Raw genomic sequence first — 26,610 nt, forward strand, 5'->3', positions numbered from 1 at the left:
GTCCGCCGCGACGGGGGCAAGGATCGGGTCGGCGGCCCGGACGAGCCGGGCCGCCGTGATCTCACTTCACGTTGGCGCCGACGACGGCGTCCCAGTTCTTGGTGATCTCGGCCTTGGCGGCGTTCTGCTCTTCGAGGGTCGGGAACACCGCCTTGGCATAGGCATCGGCCGGCGGCAGCTTGTCGAGCAGATCCTGCGGGATCTTCTTGTTGGCCGCAAGGTCGTTGAAGCGGATCGGGTGGCAGTAGCCCTTGAGCCAGCCGAGCTGGCCTTCGTCGGAGTAGAGATACTCCATCCACAGCTTGGCGGCGTTCGGATGCGGGGCATAGGCGCTGATCGCCTGGACATAGACGCCGGCGACGACGCCCGAGGCCGGCACCACGACCTCGACCTTCGGGTTGCCCTTCAGCGTGTCGCGGTCGGCCAGGGCGTTGTAGTCCCAGCGCACGAGGATCGGCGTCGCGCCCTGCGCCACCGAGGCCGCCTTGCCGATCACCGGCACGAAGTTGCCGTTCTTGTTGAGCTCGCCGAAGAACTTCAGGCCCTCGGCCGCAGCCTTGGAGGCATCGCCCTTGGCGGCGGAGAGGCCGGCGGCATAGACGCCCTGGATCGCCTGGTTGGCGACGCGCGGGTCACCGGCGAGCGCCACGGAGTTGGCGTATTCGCTGGTGAGCAGGTCGGCCCAGTCCTTCGGCACCGTCTTGACGATGTCGGCGTTCACCTCGAAGGCGAGCACGCCGTAATAGTCGCCGTACCAGTAGCCGTCCTTGTCCTTGGCGCTGTCGGGGATCGTGTCCCAGGTCGAGACCTTGTAGGGCTGGATCAGGCCGGCTTCCTTCGCCGTCGGGCCGAAAGACAGGCCGACGTCGATCACGTCGGGAGCCTGCGGGCCGGTGTTGCCCTTGTTGGCCTTGATCGCCTCGATCTCGTCGCCCGAGCCGGCATCGGGATTGAGCTCGTTGATGGTGAGGCCGTACTTGGCCTTGAAGCCGTCGATCACCGCGCCATAGCCGCACCAGTCATGCGGCAGGGCGATGGTCGTCAGCTGCCCCTCCTTCTTGGCGGCGGCGATCAGCTCTGCCGACGGCTCGGCGAGGGCCGGGCTGACGGCCGCGAGCAGCATCGCCGACGACACGGTCGCGGCCAGGCTCTTCCTGAGACTTGCGTTCATAGTTCTCTCCCCTGCGGCCGCGATCTGTTTTGACGGACGCCATTCGGAATAAACGATACGAAAAGCGCCTAGCAACGGCACACGACACATTTGTGACAGCAGCGCGTCACTTGCGCAATCCCCCCACCGTCGCCTCATGGCGTGCTCGCGACCTGCGCGGACGGGTTGCTTCGCAGGTCCTTACGCAGGATCTTGCCGACGTTCGACTTCGGCAGCTCGTCACGGAACTCGACGAACTTCGGCACCTTGTAGCCGGTGAGATGCTCCTTGCAGTAGGCCCGCACCGCTTCGGCCGTCAAGGCCGGATCGGTGCGCACCACGAAGGCCTTCGGCGCCTCGCCGGCCGGCCCGTCGGCGATGCCGATCACCGCCGCTTCCTTGACGCCCGGCATCTTGGCCAGCACGTCCTCGATCTCGTTGGGGAAAACGTTGAAGCCGGAGACCAGGATCATGTCCTTGCGACGGTCGACGATGCGAAAGAAGCCGTCCGCGTCCATGGTGGCGATGTCGCCGGTCAGCAGCCAGTCGCCGCGCATCACCCTGGCGGTCTCGTCGGGCCGGCGCCAATAGCCCGCCATGACCTGCGGGCCGCGCGCCGCCAGCTCGCCGGGCCGGCCGACCGGCACCTCGCGAAAATCGTCGTCGACGCATTTGAGCTCGGTCAGCGGGATCGGCACGCCGATGGCGCCGATGCGGTTGTTGCTGAACGGGTTGAAGGTCAGCACCGGCGAGGCTTCTGTCAGGCCGTAGCCCTCGATCAGCGGACGCCGGGTCAGCGCGACCCAGCGCTCGGCCACGGCCGCCTGCAGCGCCATGCCGCCGGCGACCGCGATGCGCAGCGTGGCCGGGGGCGCGTCGCGGAACCAGGGCTCGTTCACCAGCCCGTTGAACAGGGTGTTGACGCCGGTGACGAAGGTGATGCCGTGGCCCTCCATCGCCTTGCGCAGGTTGGCGAGCGGGCGCGGGTTGGGGATCAGCACGCTGTGGGCCGAACGCATGTAGAAGGCCAGGAAATTCACCGTGAAGGCGAAGATGTGATAGAGCGGCAGCGCCGTCAGGATGGTGTCGGTGGCGGAGATGTTCTCGCCGGCGAAGGCGGTGACCTGCGCGGCATTCACCACCAGGTTGCGATGCGTCAGCATGGCGCCCTTGCAGACGCCCGTCGTCCCGCCGGTATATTGCAGGCAGGCGACGGCGGAGGGGTCGAGGCCCGCGGTGTAGGATTCCGTCGCCGTCCGGCCCCGCAGGTGCCGTCCGCCCCGCTTCAGCGCCGCGGCCAGCCTGACATGGGCGAACGTAGCCGGCGGCAACTCCTTGCGCACATATTTCTGCACCGCCCCGATCAGGGTCCGGCGCAGCGCCGGGAAGAGCTCCGCCGCCGAGGTCAGGACCACGTGCGGGATCGGCGCCCGCGCCAGCGCGGCCGCGAGCTTACCCCCGAACATGTCGATGACCACCAGCACCGACGGCCCGGCGTCGGCGAAGACCTGCACCATCTCGTCGGCGGTGTAGAGCGGATTGATGTTGACCAGGATGCAGCCGGCCTTGGCCACGCCGAAGACCACGACGGGATAGGCCAGCCCGTTCGGGATCTGGACCGCCACCCGTTCGCCCGGCTTCAGCCGCAGCTCCTCGCGCAGATAGGCGGCGAAGGCATCCGACAGCCGGTCGATCTCGGCGAAGGTCAGCGCTCCGGCCATGCCGTTGGGCATGACGCAGGTCACCGCCGTCTTCCCCGGCGTCCGCCGGGCCCGGTCCCTGGCAATGTCGCCGATCAGGCGATAGGGCGCGGCCGCGGCCGCCTCGATCGCCCCGTCCGGATAATGCACGACCCATGGTTTGTCGGTCCACGACACCCCAGGCGCCGCCGCGATATCCCCTGTCATGCGTTTCCCCGGTTGGCCCTGCCCGTCGGCAGCATCCTTGTTCGCGGAGGCATCATGGCGCGCTTTGCCGCGAACGAACAGGCCCCGCCGGGCCGGGCCGTGACACCCCGGCGGTCCGGCGACGCCACGCCGCCGGACGGCGCCTCCCGACGCGCGGCCTGCCGCAAGCGTCGCCGGACAAGGCCGTCGTCAGGCTCTCGCCGCATTTGCGGCCAGGGCGGCGACCGCCGGCATCAGCCCGGATTCGACCGATCTCGGCAGGCCCAGCCCGAAGCTCTCGCCGGCGAGGCGGGTCAGGTGGGCGCCGATCGGCAGCGAGCAGGTCGCGGCCGGCGAAGGCGCGTTGCAGATGTGCAGCGTGCGCGCGGTCCTGCGCACCAGGAAGTCGTGCACCAGGGTGCCGTCGCGCAGCATCGCCTGGGCGCGCACGCCGGAGCGATAGGGCTGGAGGTCGTCGAGCGTCAGCTCGGGGCAGTATTTGCGGCAGAGCTGGAGATAGCGCCGCCGGCTGAGGGAACTGCCGAACTCGGCCATCGCGGCGCCGAAATGGCGGCGCAGCATGCGCCAGAAGCCGGGAAAGGCCAGGGTGTCGGCCATGTCGCGCAGGTCGACGTCGCGCCAGCGATAGCCCTCGCGTGCGAGGGCGAGCACCGCGTTCGGGCCGACGGTGACATAGCCGTCGATCATGCGTGTCAGATGCACGCCGAGGAAGGGCATGGCCGGGTCGGGGATGGGGTAGATCAGGTGCCGGACGATGTCGTCCTTCGACGCCGGCAGCCGGAAATATTCACCTCGGAAGGGGACGATCCTGAAATCGGTGTCGATGCCGCAGAGCCTGGCGAGGCGGTCGGCCATCAGCCCGCCGCAGGCGATGAGATGGCGCGCGCGCAATGTCCGGTCGCCGGCGGCCACCGTCACCTCGTTCGCCCCCTCGCGGATGTCCGTCACCTCGTGCCGGGTCAGGATGGTGCCGCCGGCCTGACGGAAGCGCTCGGCCATGGCCAGCGCGACGCGGCGCCAGTCGACGATGCCGGTCACCGGCACGAACAGCGCGCCGAGCCCGGCGATCCGCGGCTCGCGACGGGCGAGTTCCGGCGCGTCGAGCCGCTCGATCGCCAGCCCGTTCTGGCGGCTGCGTGCCTCCAGTTCGCCCATCCGCTCCAGTTCCAGCGCATCGGTCGCGACCAGGAGCTTGCCGCATTGCTCGACCGGGATGGCGTGCTCGCGGCAGAACCGCAGGGTCGCGGGCACGGCGATCCGGCAGAACTCGGCCTTGAGGCTGCCGGGCTTGTAGTAGACGCCCGCATGCACGACGCCGCTGTTGTGCGAGGTCTGGTGCCGGCCGAGCTCCGCCTCCTTCTCCAGCACGGCGACGGCCAGGCCGGGATAGTGCTCCAGGAGCTGCATGGCGGTCGACAAGGCGACGATGCCGCCTCCGACGATGCAGATATCGACATCCGTCATCGGCTCTCTCCGGTCGTGATCCGGCCGGCGGCGAGAGCGGGCGCGAGGCATCGCCGGATGACCGCGCCGACGCCGGGAAGCAGATTGGGTTCGCCCATGGTCCGACAGGCCTGGTTGGCAGGGCCGCCCAGGACGAGGCCGGCCGGAGCGCTGCACCTCCCGATATCACGAACGCCGCGACAATGACACGAGGGCGGCGCGGATCCGGTCGCCGGGCGGATTTGCCGACCGGCCGGGCTCAGGCCCGCTCGACCGAGGCGGCGAAGACGTAGCCGACGCCGCGCTCGGTCTGGATGACGCGCGGCGCGCCCGGCGCGCGTTCGAGCTTGCGCCTCAGGCGCAGGATCTGGACGTCGATGCTGCGGTCGAAGATATCCTCGTGCACGCGCGTGGCCTGCAGCAGATGCTCGCGGCTGAGCGGGCGCTGCGGCGCATCGAGAAAGGCCAGCATCAGGGAATATTCGCCCCTGGTCAGCGCCACGGGCATCCCGTCCGGATCGGTAAGACGCCGGGTGCGCAGGTCGAGCTGCCAGCCGCCGAAGCGGAAGCGTCGGTTCGCCGGATCGCGCGCCGCCGGCGCGCTCCGCCCGCCCTCGATCCGGCGCAGCACGGCGCGGACACGCGCCAGCAACTCGCGCAGATTGAACGGCTTGGTCAGGTAGTCGTCGGCGCCGAGCTCCAGCCCGACGACGCGGTCGATGTCGTCGCGGTGATGACCGCTGGTGAGGATCACCGGCAGGTCCGAGCTCGACCGGATCTCGCGCAGCAGATCCAGCCCGTCCTCCTGGCCGAGCCGGAGGTCGAGGATCATCAGATTCACGTCCGCGCTTTCGAGGACGCAAGTCATCTCGTGGCGGTTGGAGGCCACCAGGACGCGGATGCTGTTCTCGACGAAATAGGTCCGGATCATGCGCTGCAGGGCCGGGTCGTCCTCGACGACGAGGACGCACACCTGGCGATCGCTGCCGCCATGGGGAGCCCGCTCCTGCAATGATACCTGGCTCATGCCGCCCAGCTACCGCAGTGACGCCGCACCAGGCTGTCTCGCCGGTTACATGCGATGCTGCGGCAGACCCTCGTGGTGCTCGAACGTTTCACGGCAATTACGCTGCGTTGATCGTCATGCCACGGATAGGCACGAATGCCGCCCATGCCAATACCCATGACGGGGTATGCGGCGGGCCTCGGCACGTTACCGCGTTACCGCCGTAACGCGATGGCCCACGGCTGAAACACTTCTGTAGCACGAGGCCGCGAGCCTGACGGTCGGGGGCCGATCCGCAGGCCTGCGCCCGCTCGGGAGAACACGCCGGTCCAAGGAGCGACCATCGCCATGGCAGATTCGATCGACTCATGCGGCGCGGTGAGCGCCGGTCCGGCAGGGCTCCCGCTCTCCCGTCCGCACGCGCGGGACGCAATGCGCGCCGAGCAGTCCTCGGCGTCCCCGCCTGCCGGCAGCCAGACGGCACGGCGGGTCCGGGCGGGCGGCTCCTCTCCCTCCTGGCCACGCTTGCCGCCGCGATGGCCCGGCGGCGTCGGATGCGGCGCGACCATGCCCGCCTCATGGCGATGAGCGATCACGACCTCGTCGATATGGGGCTCGGCCGCGGCCCTCCCGACGGCCCGCACCGGCGCTGGCGCCTCGTGCCGCGCGACGGCCCGCGGGCAGTCGGCGACGACGGCGAGCCCGGCCCACGCTGAGCGGGCGTCGGCCGCAACGCCGATCATCCTCGCCACGAGCATTCGAGCACCTGACGCCCGAACCGGGCCGGCCTCGAATAAATCTCCATCCCGCGTGTTCATACGCCGTCGGCCACGCGAGCAGGGCGCCATGTCCATCAATCAGAAGATCGGAGGGCAGTCGCGCAGGACCGGCGTCGCCATGCCACCGGGGATGCGCTTCGGCACCACGATGCCGGGCCGAGGGCCGGCCACGTTCGGCGCGGGACGCGCCTAGTGGCCCTCGACGAGCATCACGCCCGGCTGCACGCCTGGCCGGCTGCGGCGAATGCCGCCGGGCGCGAGGCGGTCGGCTGCGACCGGCCGGTCGAGCCGGCAGGTCAGGACCACGCCCGGCGCCTGCAGGCGCTCGGATCGCTGGCGAGCGGGATCGCCCACAACGTCAACAATATTCTCAGCGCCATCCTCGGCTATTCCGAGATGGTCGAGCCGCATCTGGCGCGCGGGACCAAGGCCGCGCAGCATGTCGGCGAGATCCGCCAGGCGGCCGAGCGCGGGCGCGACCTCGTCGACGCCATCCTCGCCTTCGGCCGGCGCAGCCCGCCCTGCCCGCGCCCGGTCCGAATTGGCGCGCTGCTGGATGAGACGACCTCGCTGCTGCATGCCTCCCTGCCCGCCGGCATCGGCTTCCTGGTCGGGGCGGTGCCGCCGGCCCTGGCGGTGTCCGGCGAACCGGCACAGCTGCAGCAGGTCCTGCTCAACCTCTGCGCCAACGCGGCGCAAGCCATGGAAGGGCGCGGCTGCATCCGGCTCGCAGCCGAGCGACGGCACGTCCCGACGCCGATGCGCACCAGCCATGGCGAGCTGACGCCGGGCCGCTATGTCGGCCTCTGCGTCGCCGACCGCGGCCACGGCTTCGGCGATGGCATCGCCCGGCGCCTGTTCGAGCCCTTCTTCACCACGAGGCCGGGCGGGACCGGTCTCGGCCTGGCGACCGTCCGCGATATCGTCCACGGCCATGGCGGCGCGATGCACGTGCTGAGCCGGCCGGGACAGGGCAGCCGCTTCGAGGCGTGGCTGCCCGCGGCCGAGGCAACCGACGAGGAGACCATGCCGGCGCCGCCGGCGGACGACGTGCAGCCTTGAGCCCGGCGATGCCGTCCGGCATCGCCGGCGTGCCGGAGGCATCGCGGCGGCACTGCGCCGGGCCTGTCCGATATGTTACGGGCGTAGCGCAATATCGCGCCTTTGAAATGATATCGTAGCGTCACGCCGCCACGCTTTGCATCTACCGCTCGACATGCGTGCGATGAAGAGCATTGTGTCAAAAATACTGTCTGGGACGATCTTATCATGGCCAAATTGTCGGGAAGCTGCTTTTGCGGCGCAGTCGAGATCGAGGTGGACGGAGCGCCGGAGGCGATGGGCTACTGCCATTGCCGTTCCTGCCGTTCGTGGTCCGGCGGACCGGTGAACGCCTTCAGCCTGTGGAAGCCGGGGGCGGTGCGGGTCACATCCGGGGCCGAACATGTCGCGACCTACAGCAAGACCCCGGTCAGCCTGCGCCAATATTGCGCCAGGTGCGGCGGGCATCTGATGACCGACCATCCTCCGCTCGGCCTCGTCGACGTGTTCGCGGCGACGATCCCGGGCCTCGACTTCAAGCCCGCCGTCCACGTCAACTATGCCGAGACGGTGCTGCCGATGCGTGACGGCCTGCCCAAGCTCAAGGATTTTCCCGCCGAGTTCGGCGGATCCGGCGAGATGATGGCGGAGTAGCGCTCGCCCCGACCGGGACGGCGTAGCACCGACGGGCGATATCGGACCGCCACCCACCCCTCCCCCTCCTGCAAGTCGACGCGCGCGCTCCACCAGCCCGCGCGAGCCCTCCGATTCATCCCGGTTCATGCAAGGCCCGGAGCCTGGCCGCCTCGACGCGCCGGCACCCGCGGCGGATTCCAAGGACACCTCCATGACAACGACGCCAACCATCGGCGGTCAGGCGACCGTCGCATCCGAGCCCTTCGGCGGGATCCAGGTGACGGCGCTGGCCGACGACACCTTCGTGCTGGCCTGGGACGACGGCACCGACCTCTTCGCCCGCCATCTCGACGAGTCCGGCACGGTCACCGCCGTCAACCTCCTCTCCGGCGTTTCCAACGCCACCACGCAGCCCCTGATCAATCCGCACGTCGTCCAGCAGGTCAATGGCGCGGTGACGGTCACCTACAGCGTCTTGGACGCCGCCGGCAACGGCGACGTGCGCTGGCACGACGTTCCGCCCGGTTCCACGCCCGACGGCGACAGCTCGCCCATCGCGGTCGATGCCCGCACTGAGATCCTGGTCGACAGCGCCGCCGTGGCCGGCGGCGGCTCAGTCGTGGCCTATGGGGTGGCCGGCGCCGGCATAAACTCCCATACGGTGCTGCGCTTCGTCGACGCGACCGGCCATCCGACCGGCAATCAGATCTTCGTCGGCGCCCAGCCCGGCCAGACCCAGCAGAATGCCGCGGTGACGGGGCTGGCCAACGGCAACGTCGTGGTCGCCTACGAGAACGTCGACACGTCGACCGGCGCGCGCGACGTCCGCTTCCACATCGTCACCCCGAGCGGCTTCGATTCCGGTCCCGTGCCGATCAGCTCCGCTGGCGCCAATGCCGGCATCCCCGACGTCACCACCCTGGCGGACGGGTCCTGCGTCATCGTCTGGCAGCAGGCCGGGGGGCTGGCCATGCGCCACGTGCTGGCATCGGGCCAGCTCGACGGCGACACGGTGACGGTCGCCGGCACGGCGGGCGCCCTGGTGCCGAAGATCACGGCCCTGAAGGATGGCGGCTTCATCGTCGCCTGGACCAACCGCGACGGCCAGGAAAGCGACGGATCGGCCGATCTCGACGTCTTCCTGCAACGCTTCAGCTTCGACCGGCCGGATCCCGGCTCCGACTCCGTGCTCACGCGCATCGGCGACACCGTGCATATCGAGCAGGCCGGGGACCAGGGCCTGTTCCAGCTCGACATGGCGACGCTCGCCGACGGCCGGGTGATCCTGACCTATGTCAGCGAGACCGGCGACTCGACCAATGTCGACGAGCTCGTCTACCGCATCATCGACCCGCGCGACGCGGCGATCCTCGGCACCGAGCGGGGCGAGACCATCGTCGGCCGCGCCGACGGCTCGACGATCTCCGGCCTCGGCGGCGACGACAGGCTGATCGGCGGGGCCGCCGCCGACATCCTGAACGGCGGCACCGGCAACGACATCCTCGACGGCGGCCTCGGCAATGACCGGCTGGACGGCGGCACCGGCATCAACACTGCCTCCTTCGGCAAGATCTCCCTGGCTGTCGATGTCGACCTCTCGGCCGGCAAGGCAACGGGCCAGGGCAGCGACACCCTCCTGCGCATCCGCAACGTCGTCGGCTCGTCCCAGGCGGACAAGATCACCGGCGACGGCCAGGCCAACGTCATCGACGGCGGGGCCGGTGCCGACATCATGCGGGGCCTGGCCGGCAACGACACCTATCACGTCGACAACGCCGCCGACGTCGTGCTGGAGGCCGCGAACGGCGGCACCGACACCGTGCTCGCCAAAGTCAACTACACCCTGGCGGCCGGCCAGCACATCGAGACGCTCACGGCGGTGAGCGGCAGCGCCGCCACGCGCCTGACCGGCAATGCGTTCGCCCAGGCCCTGGTCGGCAACGAGGCGGACAATATCCTCGACGGCAAGGGCGGCGCCGACGTCATGACCGGCGGCGGCGGCAACGATCTCTACGTCGTCGACGATGCCGGCGACGTCATCCGCGAACGGGTTGGCGGGGGAGCGAACGACAGGGTGGCCGCCTCGGTCAGCTACCAGCTCGCCGCCGGGGTGGAGGTCGAACAGTTGCGGGTCGCCGCCAGCGCCGGAGCCGCCGCGATCAACCTCACCGGCAACGAATTCGCCCAGCAGATCATCGGCAATGCCGGCAAGAACGTCCTCGACGGCGGGGGCGGCGCCGACACGATGGCCGGCGGCGGGGGCGACGATACCTACATCGTCGACAATGTCGGCGACGTCGTCGTGGAGGCGGCCGGCAATGGCAATGACCGGGTGCTGACCAGCGTCAGCTACACGCTCGGCGCCCATCAGTCGATCGAGCTCCTTGCGACCACCAACAGCAACGAGACCACCGCGATCGACCTGACCGGCAACGAGCTCGCCCAGCGCATCGTCGGCAATGCCGGCCACAATGTCCTCGACGGCAAGGGCGGCGCCGACCGCATGGAGGGGCGTGGCGGCAACGACCTCTACATCGTCGACAATGCCGGTGACGTGGTCGTCGAGGCCGCGGGCGGCGGCTTCGACATCGTGCACGCCGGCGTCAGCTATGTGCTGGGCGCCGGCCAGTCGATCGAAGGCATGGCCACGGCGGGAGGCCTCGGCAGCAACGCCGCGATCAACCTGACCGGCAACGAGTTCGCGCAGATAATCGAAGGCAACAATGCTGCGAACATCATCGACGGCCGCGGCGGCGCCGACATCATGTCCGGCGGCGGCGGCAACGACACCTATATCGTCGACAATGTCGACGACATGACGCTCGAATCCGCCGGCAACGGCAATGACCGGGTGCTGACCAGCGTCAGCTACACGCTCGCCACCGGCATGGCGATCGAGCGGCTGACCACGACCAACACCGCCGGCACCGCCGCCATCAACCTGACCGGCAACGAGCTCGCGCAGGAGATCGTCGGCAATGCGGGCGCCAACATCATTGCCGGCGGGGCGGGCAACGACACGCTCACCGGCGGCGGCGGCACGGATGTCTTCGTGTTCAACACGGCCCTCAGGGAACGCGCCAACGTCGACCGGATCACCGACTTCGACGTGCAGGACGACACCATCCGCCTGGAGAACGCCGTCTTCACCGCGCTGACCGCCACCGGCGGGCTGTCGGCCGACGCCTTCTTCGTCGGCGCGGCAGCGCACGATGCCAGCGACCGCATCATCTACAACGCCCAGACAGGCGCGCTGATCTACGACAGCAACGGCAGCGCCGCCGGCGGGCAGACCCAGTTCGCCACCCTGGCGCCGGGCCTTGCCCTCACTGCCCAGGACTTCCTGGTCGTGTGAGGGCGGGAGGAGGGCCGGGCGTACCGCTCGCGACGCCCGGCCCTCCGTCAGCTATCATCCCGTCGAGCCGCGGGCGCTCCGCACGGGAGCGTCGCGCTCCCACGCCACCAGGAGGGTCGGACCCATGGCGAATTTCACCGGAACCGTCGCCGACGAGGTCATCATCCCGGACTTCGTCTCCGCCACCGTCACTGCGACCGGCACGCCGCGGCCGTCCGATGCGCCCGACGTCATCGACGGCGGCGGCGGCAACGACATGATCGACGGCGGCGGCGGCAACGACATGCTGCTCGGCGGCGACGGCAACGACGTGCTGCTCGGCGGCGCCGGCGACGACCAGGTCTTCGGCGGCCGCGGCAACGACGTCGCCGTGCTCGGTGCCGGCAACGACCTGTTCACCTGGAACCCCGGCGACGGCAGCGACGTGGTCGACGGGATGGACGGCACCGACGCGCTGGTCTTCAACGGCGCCAATATCGCCGAGACCATGACCCTCGCCGCGCACGGCGCGCGGGCGGCGCTGAGCCGCGACGTCGCCGCCATCACCATGGATCTCGGCAGCATGGAGCGCATCGAGCTCCACACCCTGGGCGGGGCCGACACCATCGCGGTTGGCGATCTCGCCGGCACCGGCGTCAAGCACGTCGTCGTCGACCTCGCGGCCGTCGGCGGCGCGGGCGACGGCGCAGCCGACATCGTGGCCGCGGACGGCACGAGCGCGGCCGACCAGATCCGGATCGGCAGCGCCAGCGGCCCGGTCGTGATCCTCGGCCTGTCCGAGCGCGTGACCATCGAGAACGCCGAGGCCGGCCTGGACACGGCTGTCATCAACGGCCTCGGCGGCGCCGACACGATCGACGCCTCCACGCTCGGCGTCGGCCGGATCAGGCTGACGGCCGACGGCGGCGACGGCAACGACACCCTGCTCGGCAGCGCCGGCGACGACCGGCTGATCGGCGGCGCCGGCGACGACCTGGTGACCGGCGGGCGCGGCAACGACGCCGCCCTGCTCGGCGACGGCAACGACCGGTTCATCTGGACATCCGGCGACGGCAGCGACACGATCGACGGCGAAGGCGGTACCGACACGCTCGAGTTCCGCGGCGCCGGTACGGGAGAGACCGTCACCATCCTCGCCAACGGCACGCGCGTGTTCCTGGCCGAGGACGCCGGCGGGGCCAATCTCGACATCGGCACCGTCGAGACCCTGGAGATCACGGGCGGAGGCGGCAACGACGCGATCCGTGCCGGCAACGGCCTGGCGGCGCTGACGCAGCTCGTCATCGACGGCGGCAGCGGCAACGACGTCCTGGTCGGCGGCGACGGCGCCGACAGGCTGATCGGCGGCCTGGGCAGCGATACGGTGACCGGCGGGCGCGGCAACGACCTCGCCCTGCTCGGCAGCGGCAACGACCTGTTCATCTGGAACCCGGGTGACGGCAACGACGTGGTCGACGGCCAGGACGGCATCGACACGCTCTCGTTCACCACCGCCAACATCGCCGAGTCCCTGAGCCTCTCGGCGGTCGGCGGGCATGCGGCGCTGTTCCGCAACGTCGCCAACATCACCATGGACCTCGTCCATGTCGAGCGCGTCGCGATCGCGACGCTCGGCGGCGCCGACACGGTCGCGATCGGCAACCTCGCCGGCACCGACGTCAAGCGCGTCATCGTCGACCTCGCATCGTTCGGAACGACGGCCGGCGACGGCGCCGCCGACACGGTGACGGTGGACGGCACGGCCGGCGGCGACCGGATCCGGGTCACGGCCGCGGGCAGCCTGACATCGGTGAGCGGGCTGACGGGGATCGTCGACGTCGATCATGCCGACAGCCTCGATCGCCTGGCGATCACCGGCGGGGCCGGCAACGATACGATCGATGCATCCGCCGTGCCGGCCGGCATGATCGCGCTCAGCCTCGACGGCGGCGCCGGCGACGACACCCTGGTCGGCGGCGCCGGCAACGACACCTTCGTGTTCAGGGCGGCCGACGGCGGCCGCGATGTCGTCCGCGGGTTCCAGGCGCACGGCGCGACGGCCCAGGGCGACGTCGTCGCGCTGTCCGGCTTTGCCGACCAGACCTTCGCGCAGGCGGTGGCGAACGGCCATATCGCGCAGGTCGGCGCGAACGTCGTCATCTCCGACGGGACCGGCCTCGTCGTGGTCCTCGACCACGTCTCCCTCGCGGCGCTCCAGGAGCAGGATTTCCTGTTCTCCTGAGACCCGCTGCGCCGCCTCCCGCCGGAGGCGGCCCCGGAGAAGCGCCTGCGATCGGGCTCTCCTGTCAGCCGATCTTCACCATGACGTGCCGGACCACGGTGTAGTCCTCCAGCGCGTACATCGAGAGGTCCTTGCCGTAGCCCGACGACTTGACGCCGCCATGCGGCATCTCGCTCGTCAGCATGAAATGGGTGTTGATCCAAGTGCAGCCATATTGCAGCCGCGCCGCCGTCGCCATGCCCCGGGTGATGTCGCGCGTCCACACCGAGGAGGCCAGGCCGTAGTCGCTGTCATTGGCCCAGGCGACCGCGTCGTCGACATCGTCGAAGCGCGTCACCGACACCACCGGGCCGAACACCTCGCGGCGCACGATCTCGTCGGACTGCAGCGCGCCGGCCACCACGGTCGGCTCGTAGAAGAAGCCCTTGCCGGCGCCTTCGCGCCCGCCGGTGGCGATGGCGATGTGCTTCTGCTCGGATGCGCGCTCGACGAAGGAGGCGACGCGCGAGCGCTGGCGCGCCGAGATCAGCGGCCCGATATCGTTCTCGTCGTCATTGGCCTGGTTGAACTTCAGCCCCTTCACCGCCGAGGCAAGGTCGGCGACGAGGTTGTCGTACACTTTCTTGCCGGCATAGATGCGGCAGGCGGCGGTGCAGTCCTGCCCGGCATTGTAGTAGCCGAACACCTTGATGCCTTCGACCACCGCCTCGATGTCGGCGTCATCGAACACGATCACCGGCGCCTTGCCGCCGAGCTCCAGGTGGGTGCGCTTCACCGTCTTGCTGGCGGCCTGCAGCACCTTCTTGCCGGTGGCGACGTCGCCGGTCAGCGACACCATCGCCACCTTGGGATGATGGATCAGCGCGTTGCCGACGGTCTCGCCGCGTCCGACCACGACATTGACCACGCCCTCGGGGAAGATGTCGGCGATCACCCGGGCCAGCTTGAGCATCGTCAGCGGCGTCTGCTCCGAGGGCTTGATCACCACGGTGTTGCCGCCGGCCAGCGCCGGACCGAGCTTCCAGGCCGCCATCATCAGCGGATAGTTCCACGGCGCGATCGAGGCGACGACGCCGATGGCGTCACGCCGGATCATCGAGGTGTGGCCGGCCAGGTACTCGCCGGAGACGGCGCCGTGCATGTTGCGCACCGCGCCGGCGAAATAGCGGAAGCAGTCGACCACGCCCGGGATCTCGTCCTGCAGCACGCGGATGCGCGGCTTGCCGCAGTTGAGCGCCTCGAGCGTGGCGAAGGCCTCGGCATCCCTTTCGATGGCGTCGGCGAGCTTCAGGAGCAGGGCCGAGCGCTCGGCCGGCGTGGTGCGCGACCAGCCGGCAAAGGCCTTCTCGGCCGCGACCACGGCCGCATCCACCTGCTCGACCGAGGCCTCCGGCAGATCGACGACCGTCTCCTCGGTCTTGGGGTTCAGCACCTTTTCCGGCGTCTCCGTGCCGGCGACGAAGCCGGAGCCGATGAGCATGGACGTATCGAGCATGGCTGTTTCCTCCTGGGACGAAGAAAGGTCGGGGCGCTCGGGGCGCGGCGTCTCACTTGCCGCTGCCGGCCACGTGCTCGCCCTCGCGGGTGAGGTAGTAGGCCGCCAGGATCGGCAGCGCCGTGACGGCGATGACGACGACGGCGACGACATTGGTGACGGGACGCTGGCGCGGCCGGATCAGTTCCGACAGCATCCAGATCGGCAGCGTGCGCTGCTGGCCCGCGGTGAAGGTGGTGACGATGACCTCGTCGAAGGACAGGGCGAAGGCCAGCATGCCGCCCGCCAGCAGCGAGGTGCCGATCGAGGGCAGCACCACGTGACGGAAGGTCTGGAAGCCGTCGGCGCCGAGATCCATCGAGGCCTCGACCAGCGAGGGCGACAGGCGGCGGAAGCGCGCCACCGCGTTGTTGTAGACCACCACGATGCAGAAGGTGGCGTGGCCGAGCACGATCGTCCAGAACGAGAACGGGATGTCGGCCAGGTTGAAGGCGGCGCGCAGGGCGATGCCGGTGATGATGCCGGGCAGCGCGATCGGCAGGATCAGCAGGAGCGACACCGCCTCGCGGCCGAAGAACCGCGTCCGCGCCAGGGCGGCCGCGGCCAGGGTGCCGAGCACCAGCGCCATGGCGGTCGACAGCGCCGCCACCTTGACCGACAGGGCCAGCGCCTCCCACACGTCCGGCCGGTTCCAGGCGACGGCGAACCATTTCGTCGTCAGGCCCGGCGGCGGGAAGGCGTAGCTGCGATCCTCGGTGGTGAAGGCATAGAGGATGATGAAGGCCAGCGGCAGGTGCAGGAACAGGAGGCCGAGGCCGGCGGCGATCCGGAGCGCCAGGGGCGAGCGGGCCTGGGTCATGGACATCCTCCCACCGTCGCGGCGGCGGCGCGGTCACAGCGCATCGAAGGCCCCCATGCGCTTGGCGACGGTCAGGAACACGCCCATGATCAGCACCGGCACCACCGAGAAGGCGGCGGCGAGCGGGATGTTGCCGGCCGTGCCCTGCTGGGCATAGACGACCTGGCCGAGGATCAGCGAGGACGGCCCGACGATCTGCGGCACGATGTAGTCGCCGAGGGTCAGCGAGAAGGTGAAGATCGAGCCGGCGACCACGCCCGGCAGGGCGAGGGGCAGGATCACGGCGCGGAAGGTCTGGCCGGGACTGGCGCCCAGATCCCCGGACGCCTCGATCAGCGAGCCCGGCACCCGCTCCAGGGAAGCCTGGATCGGCAGGACCATGAACGGGATCCACAGATAGAGGAACACCAGGATCATGCCGGTGTAGCTGACCGACAGCGACGGGCCGCCGGCGACCGGCAGGGCCAGCCAGGCGTCCAGCACCGAACCGGCGCCGATGGCGTTCATGAACCAGCCGATGGCGCCTTCCTTGGCCAGCAGCAGCTTCCAGGCATAGACCTTGACGAGATAGCTCGACCACAGCGGCATCATCACCGCCACGTAGAACAGCGCCTTCGTCCGCCCCCTGGCGTAGCGGGCGGCGTAATAGGCGATCGGGAAGGCGATGACGATCGACAGCAGCGTGACGATGGTCGAGACCGCGAAGGTGCGCAGGATGATGTCGAGATTGGCCGGCTGCAGCAGTTCGCCATAGGTCTTGAGCGTCGGCTCGCGGACGATGGTGCCCGAGAACTCGTCGATCGAGAAGAAGCTCTGGGCCAGCAGGGCGAAGAGCGAGCCGAGATAGACGATGCCGAGCCAGAGCAGCGGCGGCACCAGGAGCAGCATCAGGTAGAAGCCGCGCCGGGTGACGAGGATGTCGGAGAGCCGGCGCAGGGCGCCGTCGGGCGGCGATGCGACCGGCAGGGCGGCGCTGTTCGTGGCGGCCATCACCCCTCCTCCATCACATGCAGGGCGCTGCGCGCGAACGCCGCCCGCACCGGCGTGCCGGGCTCGTGCGCGGCGCTGCCGGCGGCCGGGACGGCGGCGAACAGGCGGCCACGGGCCGTGGCGATCTCCACGCGCTTGATCGCGCCCTGGTAGAGCGTCTGCGCCACCTGCCCGTCGACGACGATGCGCTCGGCCGGCGCCGGCTCGCCCGGCGCCAGCAGCACGATCTTCTCCGGCCTGAGGCTGGCGGGCCGGGCCTGGCCCGACCATTCGCGCGCCGCCTCGGCTTCGATCACATTGGATCCACCGACGAAATCGGCGACGAAACGGGTGCGCGGCCGCTCATAGATGTCCTGCGGGCTGGCGACCTGGACGATGCGGCCCTCGTTGAACACGGCGACCCGGTCGGCCATGGACAGGGCCTCGCCCTGGTCGTGGGTGACGAACACGAAGGACAGGCCGAGCGAGCGCTGCAGCGCCTTCAGTTCGCCCTGCATCTCCTCGCGCAGCTTCAGGTCGAGGGCGCCGAGCGGCTCGTCGAGCAACAGCACCTTGGGCCGCACCACCAGGGCGCGGGCGAGCGCCACGCGCTGGCGCTGGCCGCCGGAGAGCTGTCCGGGCTTGCGCGCCTCCATGGCCGCCAGCTTGACCAGGCCGAGCGCCTCGCGGCCGAGTTTCTCGCGCTCGGCCCGCGGCACCTTGCGGATCATCAGGCCATAGCAGACGTTCTCCAGCACGTTCATGTGCGGGAACAGCGCATAGTCCTGGAACACGGTGTTCACCGGCCGGCGATAGGCCGGCATGCCCTCCACCGCCTCGCCGAAGATGCGGATATGACCGGCGGTCGGCTGCTCGAAGCCGGCGATCAGGCGCAGGCACGTGGTCTTGCCCGATCCGGACGGGCCGAGCATGGCGAAGAACTCGCCGGGCGCGATGTCGAGGTCGACGCCGTCCACGGCCCTGACCTGGCCGAAATGGCGCTCGACACCGCGGAAGGACACGGCAGGCTGGAGAGAAGACATGGCGATGGTCCCATGGGCCGGGCGCGATGCCTGCGGCATCGTCCGGAAAGTAAGTGCTCCAGGCGCGACGCCGGCCGTTCCCCTCCCCCTTGCGGGGAGGGGTAAGGGGGTGGGGGTCGTTGGCGTAGGGCGCGCCTAATCCTGAAGGACCCCCGCCCTTTATCCCTCCCCGCAAGGGGGAGGGGAACGGCCGGCGTCGCGCCATATCCGACGGGGACCGCGTGTCGCCCAAAGGATGCCCACACGAACCTGATGTGAAGCACGCCTTCCCAGACGACGCCTCAGCGGCCGCCGATCACGGCGATGTAGTCGGTGACCCAGCGATAATACGGCACGCAGGCTTCCTGCGAGGCGCATTTGGCCACCGGGGTACGCCAGAACCTGATGCGGTCGAAGTTCTCGAAGCCGTTGGTCTTGCAGCCCTCGTCCGTCAGCAGCGCGTTGCCCTTGCAGGCGGCGGGAACCGAGGGATTGGAGCCGAACCAGGCGGCGAGGTCGCCCTGCAGCTTGGGCTGCAGCGAGTGTTCCAGCCACATATAGGCGCAGTTGGGATGGGCCGCCTCGGCATGCATCATGGTGGTGTCGGCCCAGCCCGTGGCCCCTTCGACGGGAATGGTCGAGGCGATCGGCTTCTTGTCGGCCTGCAGGAGGTTGACCTGGAACGGCCAGGACCCGGAGGCGACGACGCCCTCATTCTTGAAGTCGTCCATCTGCACGTTCGAATCGTGCCAGTAGCGCTGGACCAGGGTGCGCTGCTTGCGCAGGAGGTCGAGTGCGGCCTTGTACTGGTCCTCGTTCAGCTCGTACGGGTCCTTGATGCCGAGCTCGGGCTTGTTGTGCATGAGGTAGAGCGCGGCGTCGGCGATGTAGATGGCGCCGTCATAGGCCTGGACCCGGCCTTTGTTGGACTTGCCGTCCGGCAGGGTCTGCTCCTCGAACACCACGTTCCAGCTCTTGGGAGCCTCCTTGAACGTCTCGGTGTTGTACATCAGCACGTTCGGCCCCCACTGGTAGGGCACGCCGTAATGCTTGCCGCCGACCGTGTGCCAGGGCGCACTCTGCAGGCGCTCGTCGATGGTCTTCCAGCTCGGGATCAGGCTGGTGTTGATCTCCTGGACGCGCTTGCCGGCGACAAGGCGCAGGCTGGCGTCGCCCGAGGCGGTGACGAGGTCGAAGCCGCCCTCGTTCATCAGCGCCACCATCTCGTCCGAGGTGCCGGCGGTCTTCACCGTGACCTTGCAACCGGTCTGCTTCTCGAAGTCGGTGACCCAGTCATAGGCCTTGTCGGTCTCGCCGCGCTCGACATAGCCGGGCCAAGCGACGATATCGACCTGGCCCTCGCCCTTGCCGAGTTCCTTGACCTGGGCCAAGGCCGGGCCGACGGCCATGGCGGTGCTCATCAGCGCCGCCATGGCGACGTTCGCCAGGCGGAACGCAACAGGTCCGTGTGATCGCATGGTGCTCTCTCCCCTCGAAGACGATGGCTGGCGGCCTTGTCGCTACGGCCACCTCTTGCTTGGACAGCTTCGATGACCCCACCATGACTCGGGGCACCCGCCCCGCGCCACACCATTCGAGAGATCGAAGCTATCGGGATTTCCGATGGGAGAGCCGACCTATCGCCCCCGACCGCCGCGCCAAGTCTGTGCCACCGCGACGAACTGCCCGGCCACCCGGCTGAGCGGCGAGCCCCTCCGCCAGACGATGGCGACTTCGACCGGCGGCAGTTCCTCCTTGAGGTCGCGCGCTTCGATCTTGTCGCCTTCCAGCGACCAGGGGCGATAGGCCAGATCCGGCAGGATCGCGACGCCGGCGCCCGTGGCCACCAGGCTGCGCGCCGCCTCCACCGAGCGGGTGCGGATCGCCACCGGCGGACGCACGCGGGCACGCCGCCAGGCCTCCTCGGCCGCCTCGGCGATCTCGTCGAGGATCAGCAGCACGAAGGGCTCGCGTGCAAGATCCGCCACGCCGATGCGCTCCTCCTCGGCCAGGCGGTGGCCGATCGGCAGCCACAGCCGGTAGCGCGACACGTCCACCGTCTCGACATGGAAGGCCGGCTCGTTCTTCTCCGTCCCCGCCAGCACCACGGCGACGTCGAGCTCGCCGCCGACCAGCAGATGCTCGAGATAGTCGCGGCCATCCTCGACGATCTCCACCGTCACGCCCGGAAAGGCGCGGCGGAAGCGGGCGAGCAAGTCGGAGAGCACGTAGCTGGCCACCAGCGGCGTCACCCCCAGCGCCAGCCGCCCGTCGACGGGAGCTGCCTCGTCCTTGAGGGCGCGGCGGGCATCGGCGATGTCGGACAGGATCTTGCGGGCGTGACGCAGGAACTGGTGGCCCTTCAGCGTCAGGTCCACGCCGCTGGCGCGCCGCTCGAAGAGGGCAAAGCCGAGGTCGCTCTCCAGCTCGCGGATCGCCTCAGTGACGGTCGACTGCGAGATGGAGAGCCCATGCGCGGCGCGCGACACCGCCCCGTTCTCGGCGACGGCGACGAAATACTGGATCTGGCGGAAGGAAAAGGCCATGGGCTCCGATGCTAAGGGTCCGTCGGACAATAAGAGAATCGGTCGCGACGCCTGCCAATCCCTTCCCCCCTTGTGGGGAAGGGTAAGGGATGGGGGCCGTGCAGGACGAACTCCATCCTGTGGCCCCCACCTCGTACTCCTCCCCACCCATCTCGGGTGTTCTCGAGATTGGCATGCAAGAGAGCAAGTCGGAAACATCCGACTTGCGCGGAGAAGGCTTTTTCGCACCTCGTCCTGGCCCGACATGCCGGGTTTTGGATATAGTCGAGCGAAGGGGATGGCAAAACGCCCCCCCGGCATGGCATAGGACCTGGCGTCCTGCCCGACGACCACGCACTTTCCTCTTTCTCGACTGTCGATGAAACCGCCGATGCGCCTTCTCGCGATCTCCGGCAGCCTGCGCCGCGCATCCTCCAACACCGGCGTCCTCGAAGCCATGGCGCTGCTGGCGCCGGCCGGGATCGAGATCCGCAGCTTCGGCGGCCTGGCGGAGCTGCCGGCCTTCAATCCCGACCGCGACGACGCCGTCGACCTTCCCGCCGTCCTCGCCTTCCGCGATGAGTTGCGCGCCGCCGACGGCGTGCTGATATCGAGCCCCGAATACGCCCATGGCGTGCCGGGAGCCCTGAAGAACGCGCTCGACTGGGTGGTCGGCAGCGGCGAACTGGTGGACAAGCCCGTCGCCCTGATCAATCCCTCGCCGCGCTCCCTCTTCGCACACGCCCAGCTCACCGAGACGCTGACGGTGATGAACACCCATCTCGTCGCGGCGGCCTCGATCACGCTCTTCGTCAGCGGGCGCGGGCTCGACGGCCGCGGCATCGCGGCAGATCCGGCCCTGGCGTCAAGCCTGCGCCAGACCCTGGCGGAGCTGGTGGCGGTCGTGAGCGCCGGGAGGCCGGCGGCATGAGCGACGCATCTCCCGATATCGCCGTCATCGGCGGCGGCCCGGCCGGGCTGATCGCAGCCGAGACGCTCGGCGCCGCCGGCAGGTCGGTCGCCGTCTACGATCGCATGCCCTCGGTCGGCCGCAAGTTCCTGCTTGCCGGACGCGGCGGGCTCAACCTGACGCATAGCGAGGACATGGACCGTTTCCTCGCCCGTTACGGTGCGGCAGCCGAGACCCTGGCGCCCCTTCTCCGGGACTTTCCGCCGGAGGCACTGCGCCGCTGGGCCGAGGGCCTGGGCGAAGAGACCTTCGTCGGCTCCAGCGGCCGCGTCTTTCCCGGGAGCTTCAAGGCCTCGCCGCTGCTGCGCGCCTGGCTGGGCCGCCTCGGCGGGCTCGGCGCCGCCCTGCATCCGCGCCATCGCTGGACGGGCTGGGACGAGGCCGGCGCGCTCGCGTTCGAAACGCCGAACGGACCGCTGGCGCTCAGGCCGCAGGCGACGATCCTCGCGCTCGGCGGCGCATCCTGGCCGAGGATGGGCTCGGACGGCGGCTGGGTCGGCATCCTCGAAGCGCTCGGCGTGGCGGTGGCACCGCTGCGCCCGGCCAATTGCGGTGTCGAGATCGGCTGGTCGGCGGCGATCCGCGAGAAGTTCACCGGCGAACCGCTGAAGCGCATCGCCCTCGCCTTCGACGGCCGCACCGTACGCGGCGAGGCGGTGCTCACCGCCCACGGGCTCGAAGGCGGCGCGGTCTACGCCCTGGCGGCGGCCCTGCGCGAGGCCGTCGCCGGCGCCGGCGCGGCGACGCTCGCCGTCGACCTCAAGCCCGACCTCGCCGAGGCGGAGGTGGCGCGGCGGCTGACGCGGCCGCGCGGCGGCCAGTCCTTCGCCACCTTCCTGCGCAAGGCGCTGGCCCTGCCACCGGTCGCGGTGGCGCTGGTCCGCGAGGCCAGCGGCAACCACCCGCCGGATGCGCCGGACGCGCTGGCGCGCCTGATCAAGGCCGCTCCCCTCGCCGTCACCGGCGTGCGCGGCCTGGAACGCGCCATCTCCACCGCCGGCGGCGTGCCCTTCTCCGCGCTCGACGACGCCCTGATGCTGCGCGCCCGGCCCGGCCTCTTCATTGCCGGCGAGATGCTGGACTGGGAGGCGCCGACCGGCGGCTACCTGCTGCAGGCCTGCTTCGCCACCGGCATTGCCGCGGCCAGGGGAGCGCTTGCGTGGCTGAAACAGCGGCCGGCGGCTTGATTCCCGTGGGGAAGCCTCGGATAGTCTGCAAGGCTAGACATCCAAACGAGTGCATCATGATCAGGGTTCGCGGGTTCGCATTGTTCGCCGCTCTGTCCGCCGTGGCCGGCTTCGGCACCGCCACCATCGTCGACGCCAAGACCTTCTCCAAGACCGTGTCGACCGGTCGATCGACCAAGATCGACCATTACACCGGCTGGAACGATGACTGCTCCTTCCTCGACATCAGCATCGACATTGTCACCAAGCCGGCGCATGGCACGGTCACTCCGCGGATTGCCAGCGGGCGCATCGGCCAGGCCCAGATCGGCAAATCCGGGGCCTGCCTGGGCAAACCGACCAAGGTGCTGGAACTCTACTACAAATCTGCTCCCGGCTACCGGGGCGCCGATGCCATGTCGGTCGACATGCGCACGCCGACCTCGGCTCCCGTCCGCTTCGACTACGACATAACCGTGAGATAGGCCCGCCCCGGGTCAGCCGAGGCTGGCGCTGCCGCTCAGTTGCACTGAAGCACTCCGTTGAACCGGAAGCAGTTCGCACCGGTCCCGGGAGCCTGCGCGCGAGGGCGCGGTGCCGGCGGCCTGGCCTGGCGCTGCTGCACAACGCGCGGCGGCCGCTTCGCCGGCGGACGCCTGACCACTGGCGCCGTCGCGGGAGCGACGGGAGCGGGCTTGATGGCCGGCGCCGGCGCGTCGGGTTCGACGGCGCCGACCCGGGCCGGAGTCGCCTTCCTTTCCAGCTCCGTCTTCAGCGCCCGCGCCAAGTCGGCGTAGACGCCCGTCGGGAAGGACTTCAGGAAGGCGTCGAGCGCCGCCGCGGTGCCGATTGCCTTCGCCGCCTCGAAGGCCCTGGCCGGATCGTCCGCCGGCACCGCCGGTGCCGGTAGCTGCGGCTCGGCCTTGACGAAATAGAATTCGGACGACAGGCGCGACAGGCGCTCAGGCTCCTGCTCGCCGCCGGTTGCGGCTCGGACGCTGGCGGTGACGCGCTTCATCATGCTCTCGATCTCGACTCCCGGTTCGGTCACGTGCCGCAGGAAGGCTGCGGTGAACGGACTGTTGCGTCCGCTACCGTCGTCCGCGACCTTGCCCGGCCCGGCGGCGTAGACCATCAGCAGATCCTGGCTGCCGATATCGACGCGCGCCAGGCCGCGCCCGATGCTGCTCGACCGGTTTGCCGCCCTGGCCTGGCGCCGGAGCCGGTCGGCCAGCGGATTGTTGCGGCAGGCATCGAGGAAGACCAGGTTGAGCTTGGCCCGCCCTTCCATTTCGCTGAGGACATCGGCAAGCGCCACGCCCTCGCGCTTGAGCCCGAACTCGTCTTCTACGCGCGCGTCCACCGGGATGAGATAGTTTTGGTCGTTCACTTGCACACCGTGACCGGAATAATAGAACAGCGCCACGTCGGCGCCCTCGATCTTGCGCGCGAAGCTCCCGACTGCCCGGGTGAAGGCGGCTCCGTCGAGATCGAAGCCGTCGATCACGTCGAAGCCGAGCCCGGCGAGCGCCTTCGCGACGTCCTCGGCATCGGTGCGGGCATTCCGCAACGCACCGACATCCGTGTACGCGGCATTGCCGACGATCAGGGCCACACGCCGCTCGGCCCTGGCCGCGGCGGAAAGACAACACAACACGATCAAGGCCAGCAACAGACGCGACATTGCCCAGGCTCCGGGACGCAGGCGGCGATCATGGCATGGCAGCTTCCCTGCGTCAGCAGACAGGGCATGCCCGCTCACCCCGCATTCCCCGTGCCAGGACGCGGCACACAGATGAGAACCATTATAAACTATTGAAATATCTCGATAATTATTGCAGCGCCGTCTGAATCGTGCTGTGGTCGCGCCGTCCCAGATGCCGAGGCCTTGACCCTCGCGGATTGAAGGATCGACCCGATGAGCTTCCACGACAAGACCGTCCACGACGCGCAGGCGTCCCGCCCGATCGGCTATCACGTCGACGCTGCGGCCGAGAACCTGTTCTTCACCGTCTATCGCTGCTGGATGGCGGGCTACGCCACCGGCGACGTCGCCTGCTGGGACATCGCGTGGGAGGCGCTGCGCCGGGAAATGCCGGCGGACAACGCCAAGCCGCTCTACGGCGAGTTCCATCATTTCGTCCGCACGCTGCGCGAGGCGGCGACCCGTGACCTCGCCTGGCGGCCGGCCGCCTGCCGGGCGCTGTGCCGCGACGAATGCCTGATCCTGGCCATGGCCGACGCCGCCCAGCGCAACGTGCCGGCGCAACTGAGCGCCGCCGCAGCCGAGCTTCTGCAGGGCGGCGAGGCCGACGAAGCCCTGGCGGCAACCCTGTCGCTGACCCGGGCCCTGGCCCGCATCGGCCTGTTCATCACGCCGGTCAGCGCCAATGCCTTCGAGATGATGCTCGGCCGGAGCGCGGGGCCGGACGCCGCGCAGCCTCGATCGGAAGGCAATACTTGACGTTCGATAGTTTATTGGACCAATTCCAGATTAGAGTCATTTTCATGTACAGATTTGACTGATTTAAAACTGTAGATTTATCTTGTCGCTCCAGGAGAATTCGCTTAGGCCTCGTCCGCGAACCGGTGCTTCGCCTTCGACGACTATCCCTTGACGCGCCGTACCAGCCGTCATCTCCGGTCGGAAATGACGACAGAAGAATCACGCCTTTACCGGACCTGCCTCCATGGCTTGCGCAGCCGGTCCGGCACCGACGGAGAGAAGATGATGCAGATGGGTTGGACCAGGAGAGCCGCGCTGGCGCTCGGCGTCATGGCGCTGGGCTCCGGCGTGATGACTGCCGCGCCGGCCTCGGCCGAGACCAAGGCCCGGGACGTGCTGAAGACTTACGCCGACATCGCCCAGGCCATGTACGGCGATGCCCATGCCGCCAGCCTCGACCTGCAGAAGGCGGTCGATGCGCTGATCGAGAAGCCCTCGGAGGAAACGCTCGCCGCCGCCCGCAAGGCCTGGGTCGACGCCCGGCCCTGGTACATGCACAGCGAGCCCTTCCGCTTCGGCAACCCCATCGTCGACGAATGGGAAGGCGACATCAATTCCTGGCCGCTCGACGAGGGCCTGATCGACTATGTCGACGCCGGCTCCTACGGCGACAAGTCCGACGAGAACCCGCTCTACACGCTCAACGTCATCGCCAACAAGACGCTGAAGATCGGCAAGGAGACGGTCGACGCCTCGACGATCACGCCCGAGTTGCTCAAGGACAAGCTCAACGGCGCCATGTCGAGCGACGCCAACGTCGCCGTCGGCTGGCACGCCATCGAGTTCCTGCTCTGGGGCCAGGACCTGCACGGCACCGGCACCGGCGCCGGCGAGCGTCCCTGGACCGACTATTCGCTCACCCAGTGCACCCACGGCAATTGCGACCGCCGCGCCGCCTATCTCAAGGTCGCGACCGATCTTCTGGTTTCGGACCTCGCCGACATGGCCGACTGGTGGAAGCCGGGTGGCAAGGCCCGCGCCGATCTGGAGGCCAAGGACGACAAGGCCGGCCTCGGCGTCATCCTCACCGGCCTGGGCTCGCTTTCCTTCGGCGAACTGGCGGGCGAGCGCATCAAGCTCGGCCTGGTGCTGCACGACCCCGAGGAGGAGCATGACTGCTTCTCCGACGACACCCACCATTCCTACCTGAACTCGCAGCGCGGCATCATCGCCGTCTGGACTGCGAGCTATACCGGCCGCGACGGCAAGGTGTTGAGCGGTCCCAGCCTGGAGAAGCTCGCCGCCGAAGCCGACGCCAAGAGCTCGGCGGCCGTCGACGCGGCCCTGGCGGAGACGCTCAGGCGCTTCGTCACGGTGCAGGAGGAAGGGGACAAGCCCCGGGGCCAGCGCTGGGACCAGTTGATCGCCGCCGACAATCCGAAGGGCAACCAGATGATCCAGGCTCTGGTCGACGGACTGGTCGCCCAGACCCGGGCGCTCGAAGGCGTCATCGCCAAGCTCGGCATCGAGGTGAAGGTGCAGGGTTCGGACAGCCTGAAGGACGTGAACTGAGACGTCGCGGCACGCCGTCGGGGCACCGGCCCGGCGACGGCGTGCCGC

21 protein-coding genes are annotated in these 26,610 nt (G+C 69.3%); 10 read left to right on the forward strand and 11 right to left on the reverse strand.

What is annotated here, in order from left to right:
- Window positions 1-61 precede the first annotated feature (61 nt).
- The 4 genes from AC27L4_RS11880 to AC27L4_RS11895 form a co-directional block, all read right to left on the reverse strand.
- On the reverse strand, window positions 62-1,123 hold the full coding sequence (locus tag AC27L4_RS11880; protein WP_487142928.1) for an ABC transporter substrate-binding protein: 1,062 nt from the start codon (window positions 1,121-1,123) through the stop codon (window positions 62-64).
- A gap of 182 nt (window positions 1,124-1,305) precedes the next feature.
- A complete protein-coding gene (locus AC27L4_RS11885) occupies window positions 1,306-3,057 on the reverse strand; it encodes an AMP-binding protein (RefSeq protein WP_487142348.1) in 1,752 nt (583 codons plus the stop codon).
- Between the two features lie 189 nt (window positions 3,058-3,246).
- Window positions 3,247-4,521 (reverse strand): L-2-hydroxyglutarate oxidase, encoded by a 1,275-nt coding sequence (lhgO, locus tag AC27L4_RS11890; protein ID WP_487142349.1) that lies wholly within the window; start codon window positions 4,519-4,521, stop codon window positions 3,247-3,249.
- Window positions 4,522-4,759: 238 nt separating this feature from the next.
- Complete coding sequence (locus AC27L4_RS11895) at window positions 4,760-5,527, reverse strand: response regulator (RefSeq protein ID WP_487142350.1); 768 nt, start codon at window positions 5,525-5,527, stop codon at window positions 4,760-4,762.
- A 533-nt stretch (window positions 5,528-6,060) separates the two neighbouring features.
- On the opposite strand from AC27L4_RS11895, the gene AC27L4_RS11900 reads away from it, so the two are divergent.
- From AC27L4_RS11900 to AC27L4_RS11920, 5 genes are all read left to right on the forward strand, one after another.
- Window positions 6,061-6,222 carry a hypothetical protein gene (locus AC27L4_RS11900; protein WP_487142351.1) on the forward strand — a complete coding sequence of 54 codons (162 nt, stop codon included), beginning with the start codon at window positions 6,061-6,063 and terminating at the stop codon, window positions 6,220-6,222.
- A gap of 255 nt (window positions 6,223-6,477) precedes the next feature.
- On the forward strand, window positions 6,478-7,347 hold the full coding sequence (locus AC27L4_RS11905) for an ATP-binding protein (RefSeq protein ID WP_487142352.1): 870 nt from the start codon (window positions 6,478-6,480) through the stop codon (window positions 7,345-7,347).
- Between the two features lie 207 nt (window positions 7,348-7,554).
- On the forward strand, window positions 7,555-7,980 hold the full coding sequence (locus AC27L4_RS11910; RefSeq protein ID WP_487142353.1) for a GFA family protein: 426 nt from the start codon (window positions 7,555-7,557) through the stop codon (window positions 7,978-7,980).
- A gap of 193 nt (window positions 7,981-8,173) precedes the next feature.
- Entirely contained in the window at window positions 8,174-11,317 is a 3,144-nt protein-coding gene (locus tag AC27L4_RS11915) for a beta strand repeat-containing protein (protein WP_487142354.1), read from the forward strand.
- A 124-nt stretch (window positions 11,318-11,441) separates the two neighbouring features.
- Complete coding sequence (locus tag AC27L4_RS11920; protein ID WP_487142356.1) at window positions 11,442-13,538, forward strand: beta strand repeat-containing protein; 2,097 nt, start codon at window positions 11,442-11,444, stop codon at window positions 13,536-13,538.
- 64 nt (window positions 13,539-13,602) lie between these two features.
- On the opposite strand, the gene AC27L4_RS11925 is transcribed toward AC27L4_RS11920, so the two are convergent.
- The 6 genes from AC27L4_RS11925 to AC27L4_RS11950 all read right to left on the reverse strand — a co-directional run bounded on the left by AC27L4_RS11925 (window position 13,603) and on the right by AC27L4_RS11950 (window position 20,429).
- Complete coding sequence (locus AC27L4_RS11925; RefSeq protein ID WP_487142358.1) at window positions 13,603-15,033, reverse strand: gamma-aminobutyraldehyde dehydrogenase; 1,431 nt, start codon at window positions 15,031-15,033, stop codon at window positions 13,603-13,605.
- 52 nt (window positions 15,034-15,085) lie between these two features.
- On the reverse strand, window positions 15,086-15,892 hold the full coding sequence (locus AC27L4_RS11930; protein WP_487142359.1) for an ABC transporter permease: 807 nt from the start codon (window positions 15,890-15,892) through the stop codon (window positions 15,086-15,088).
- A gap of 33 nt (window positions 15,893-15,925) precedes the next feature.
- Window positions 15,926-16,882, reverse strand: a complete 957-nt coding sequence (locus AC27L4_RS11935; protein WP_487142360.1) for an ABC transporter permease — start codon at window positions 16,880-16,882, stop codon at window positions 15,926-15,928.
- A complete protein-coding gene (locus AC27L4_RS11940) occupies window positions 16,882-17,904 on the reverse strand; it encodes an ABC transporter ATP-binding protein (protein WP_487142361.1) in 1,023 nt (340 codons plus the stop codon). Before AC27L4_RS11940 ends, AC27L4_RS11935 begins: the two co-directional genes overlap by 1 nt.
- A 281-nt stretch (window positions 17,905-18,185) precedes the next feature.
- Complete coding sequence (locus tag AC27L4_RS11945; RefSeq protein ID WP_487142929.1) at window positions 18,186-19,316, reverse strand: ABC transporter substrate-binding protein; 1,131 nt, start codon at window positions 19,314-19,316, stop codon at window positions 18,186-18,188.
- 204 nt (window positions 19,317-19,520) lie between these two features.
- Entirely contained in the window at window positions 19,521-20,429 is a 909-nt protein-coding gene (locus AC27L4_RS11950; RefSeq protein ID WP_487142362.1) for a LysR family transcriptional regulator, read from the reverse strand.
- Window positions 20,430-20,799: 370 nt separating this feature from the next.
- Between AC27L4_RS11950 and AC27L4_RS11955 the strand changes: the two genes are divergently transcribed.
- From AC27L4_RS11955 to AC27L4_RS11965, 3 genes are read left to right on the forward strand one after another with little or no spacing between them, the layout of a single operon-like run.
- On the forward strand, window positions 20,800-21,339 hold the full coding sequence (locus AC27L4_RS11955) for an NADPH-dependent FMN reductase (protein ID WP_487142364.1): 540 nt from the start codon (window positions 20,800-20,802) through the stop codon (window positions 21,337-21,339).
- The gene (locus AC27L4_RS11960; protein ID WP_487142365.1) at window positions 21,336-22,565 is read left to right on the forward strand and encodes a BaiN/RdsA family NAD(P)/FAD-dependent oxidoreductase; all 1,230 of its coding nucleotides are present in this window, start codon (window positions 21,336-21,338) and stop codon (window positions 22,563-22,565) included. The genes AC27L4_RS11955 and AC27L4_RS11960 overlap by 4 nt, the downstream gene beginning before the upstream one ends.
- A 56-nt stretch (window positions 22,566-22,621) precedes the next feature.
- The gene (locus tag AC27L4_RS11965) at window positions 22,622-23,029 is read left to right on the forward strand and encodes a hypothetical protein (RefSeq protein ID WP_487142366.1); all 408 of its coding nucleotides are present in this window, start codon (window positions 22,622-22,624) and stop codon (window positions 23,027-23,029) included.
- Window positions 23,030-23,064: 35 nt separating this feature from the next.
- Here the strand turns inward: AC27L4_RS11965 and AC27L4_RS11970 are convergent, their stop codons facing one another.
- Window positions 23,065-24,159, reverse strand: coding sequence for a caspase family protein (locus tag AC27L4_RS11970; protein ID WP_487142367.1), 1,095 nt, complete (start codon window positions 24,157-24,159; stop codon window positions 23,065-23,067).
- A gap of 303 nt (window positions 24,160-24,462) precedes the next feature.
- Between AC27L4_RS11970 and AC27L4_RS11975 the strand changes: the two genes are divergently transcribed.
- Both AC27L4_RS11975 and AC27L4_RS11980 read left to right on the forward strand, forming a co-directional pair.
- Window positions 24,463-25,008 carry a hypothetical protein gene (locus tag AC27L4_RS11975; protein ID WP_487142368.1) on the forward strand — a complete coding sequence of 182 codons (546 nt, stop codon included), beginning with the start codon at window positions 24,463-24,465 and terminating at the stop codon, window positions 25,006-25,008.
- 267 nt (window positions 25,009-25,275) lie between these two features.
- Entirely contained in the window at window positions 25,276-26,562 is a 1,287-nt protein-coding gene (locus AC27L4_RS11980) for an imelysin family protein (RefSeq protein WP_487142930.1), read from the forward strand.
- The last annotated feature ends 48 nt before the right edge of the window (window positions 26,563-26,610 follow it).

This window comes from Labrys sp. Lb11 (assembly GCF_057554225.1).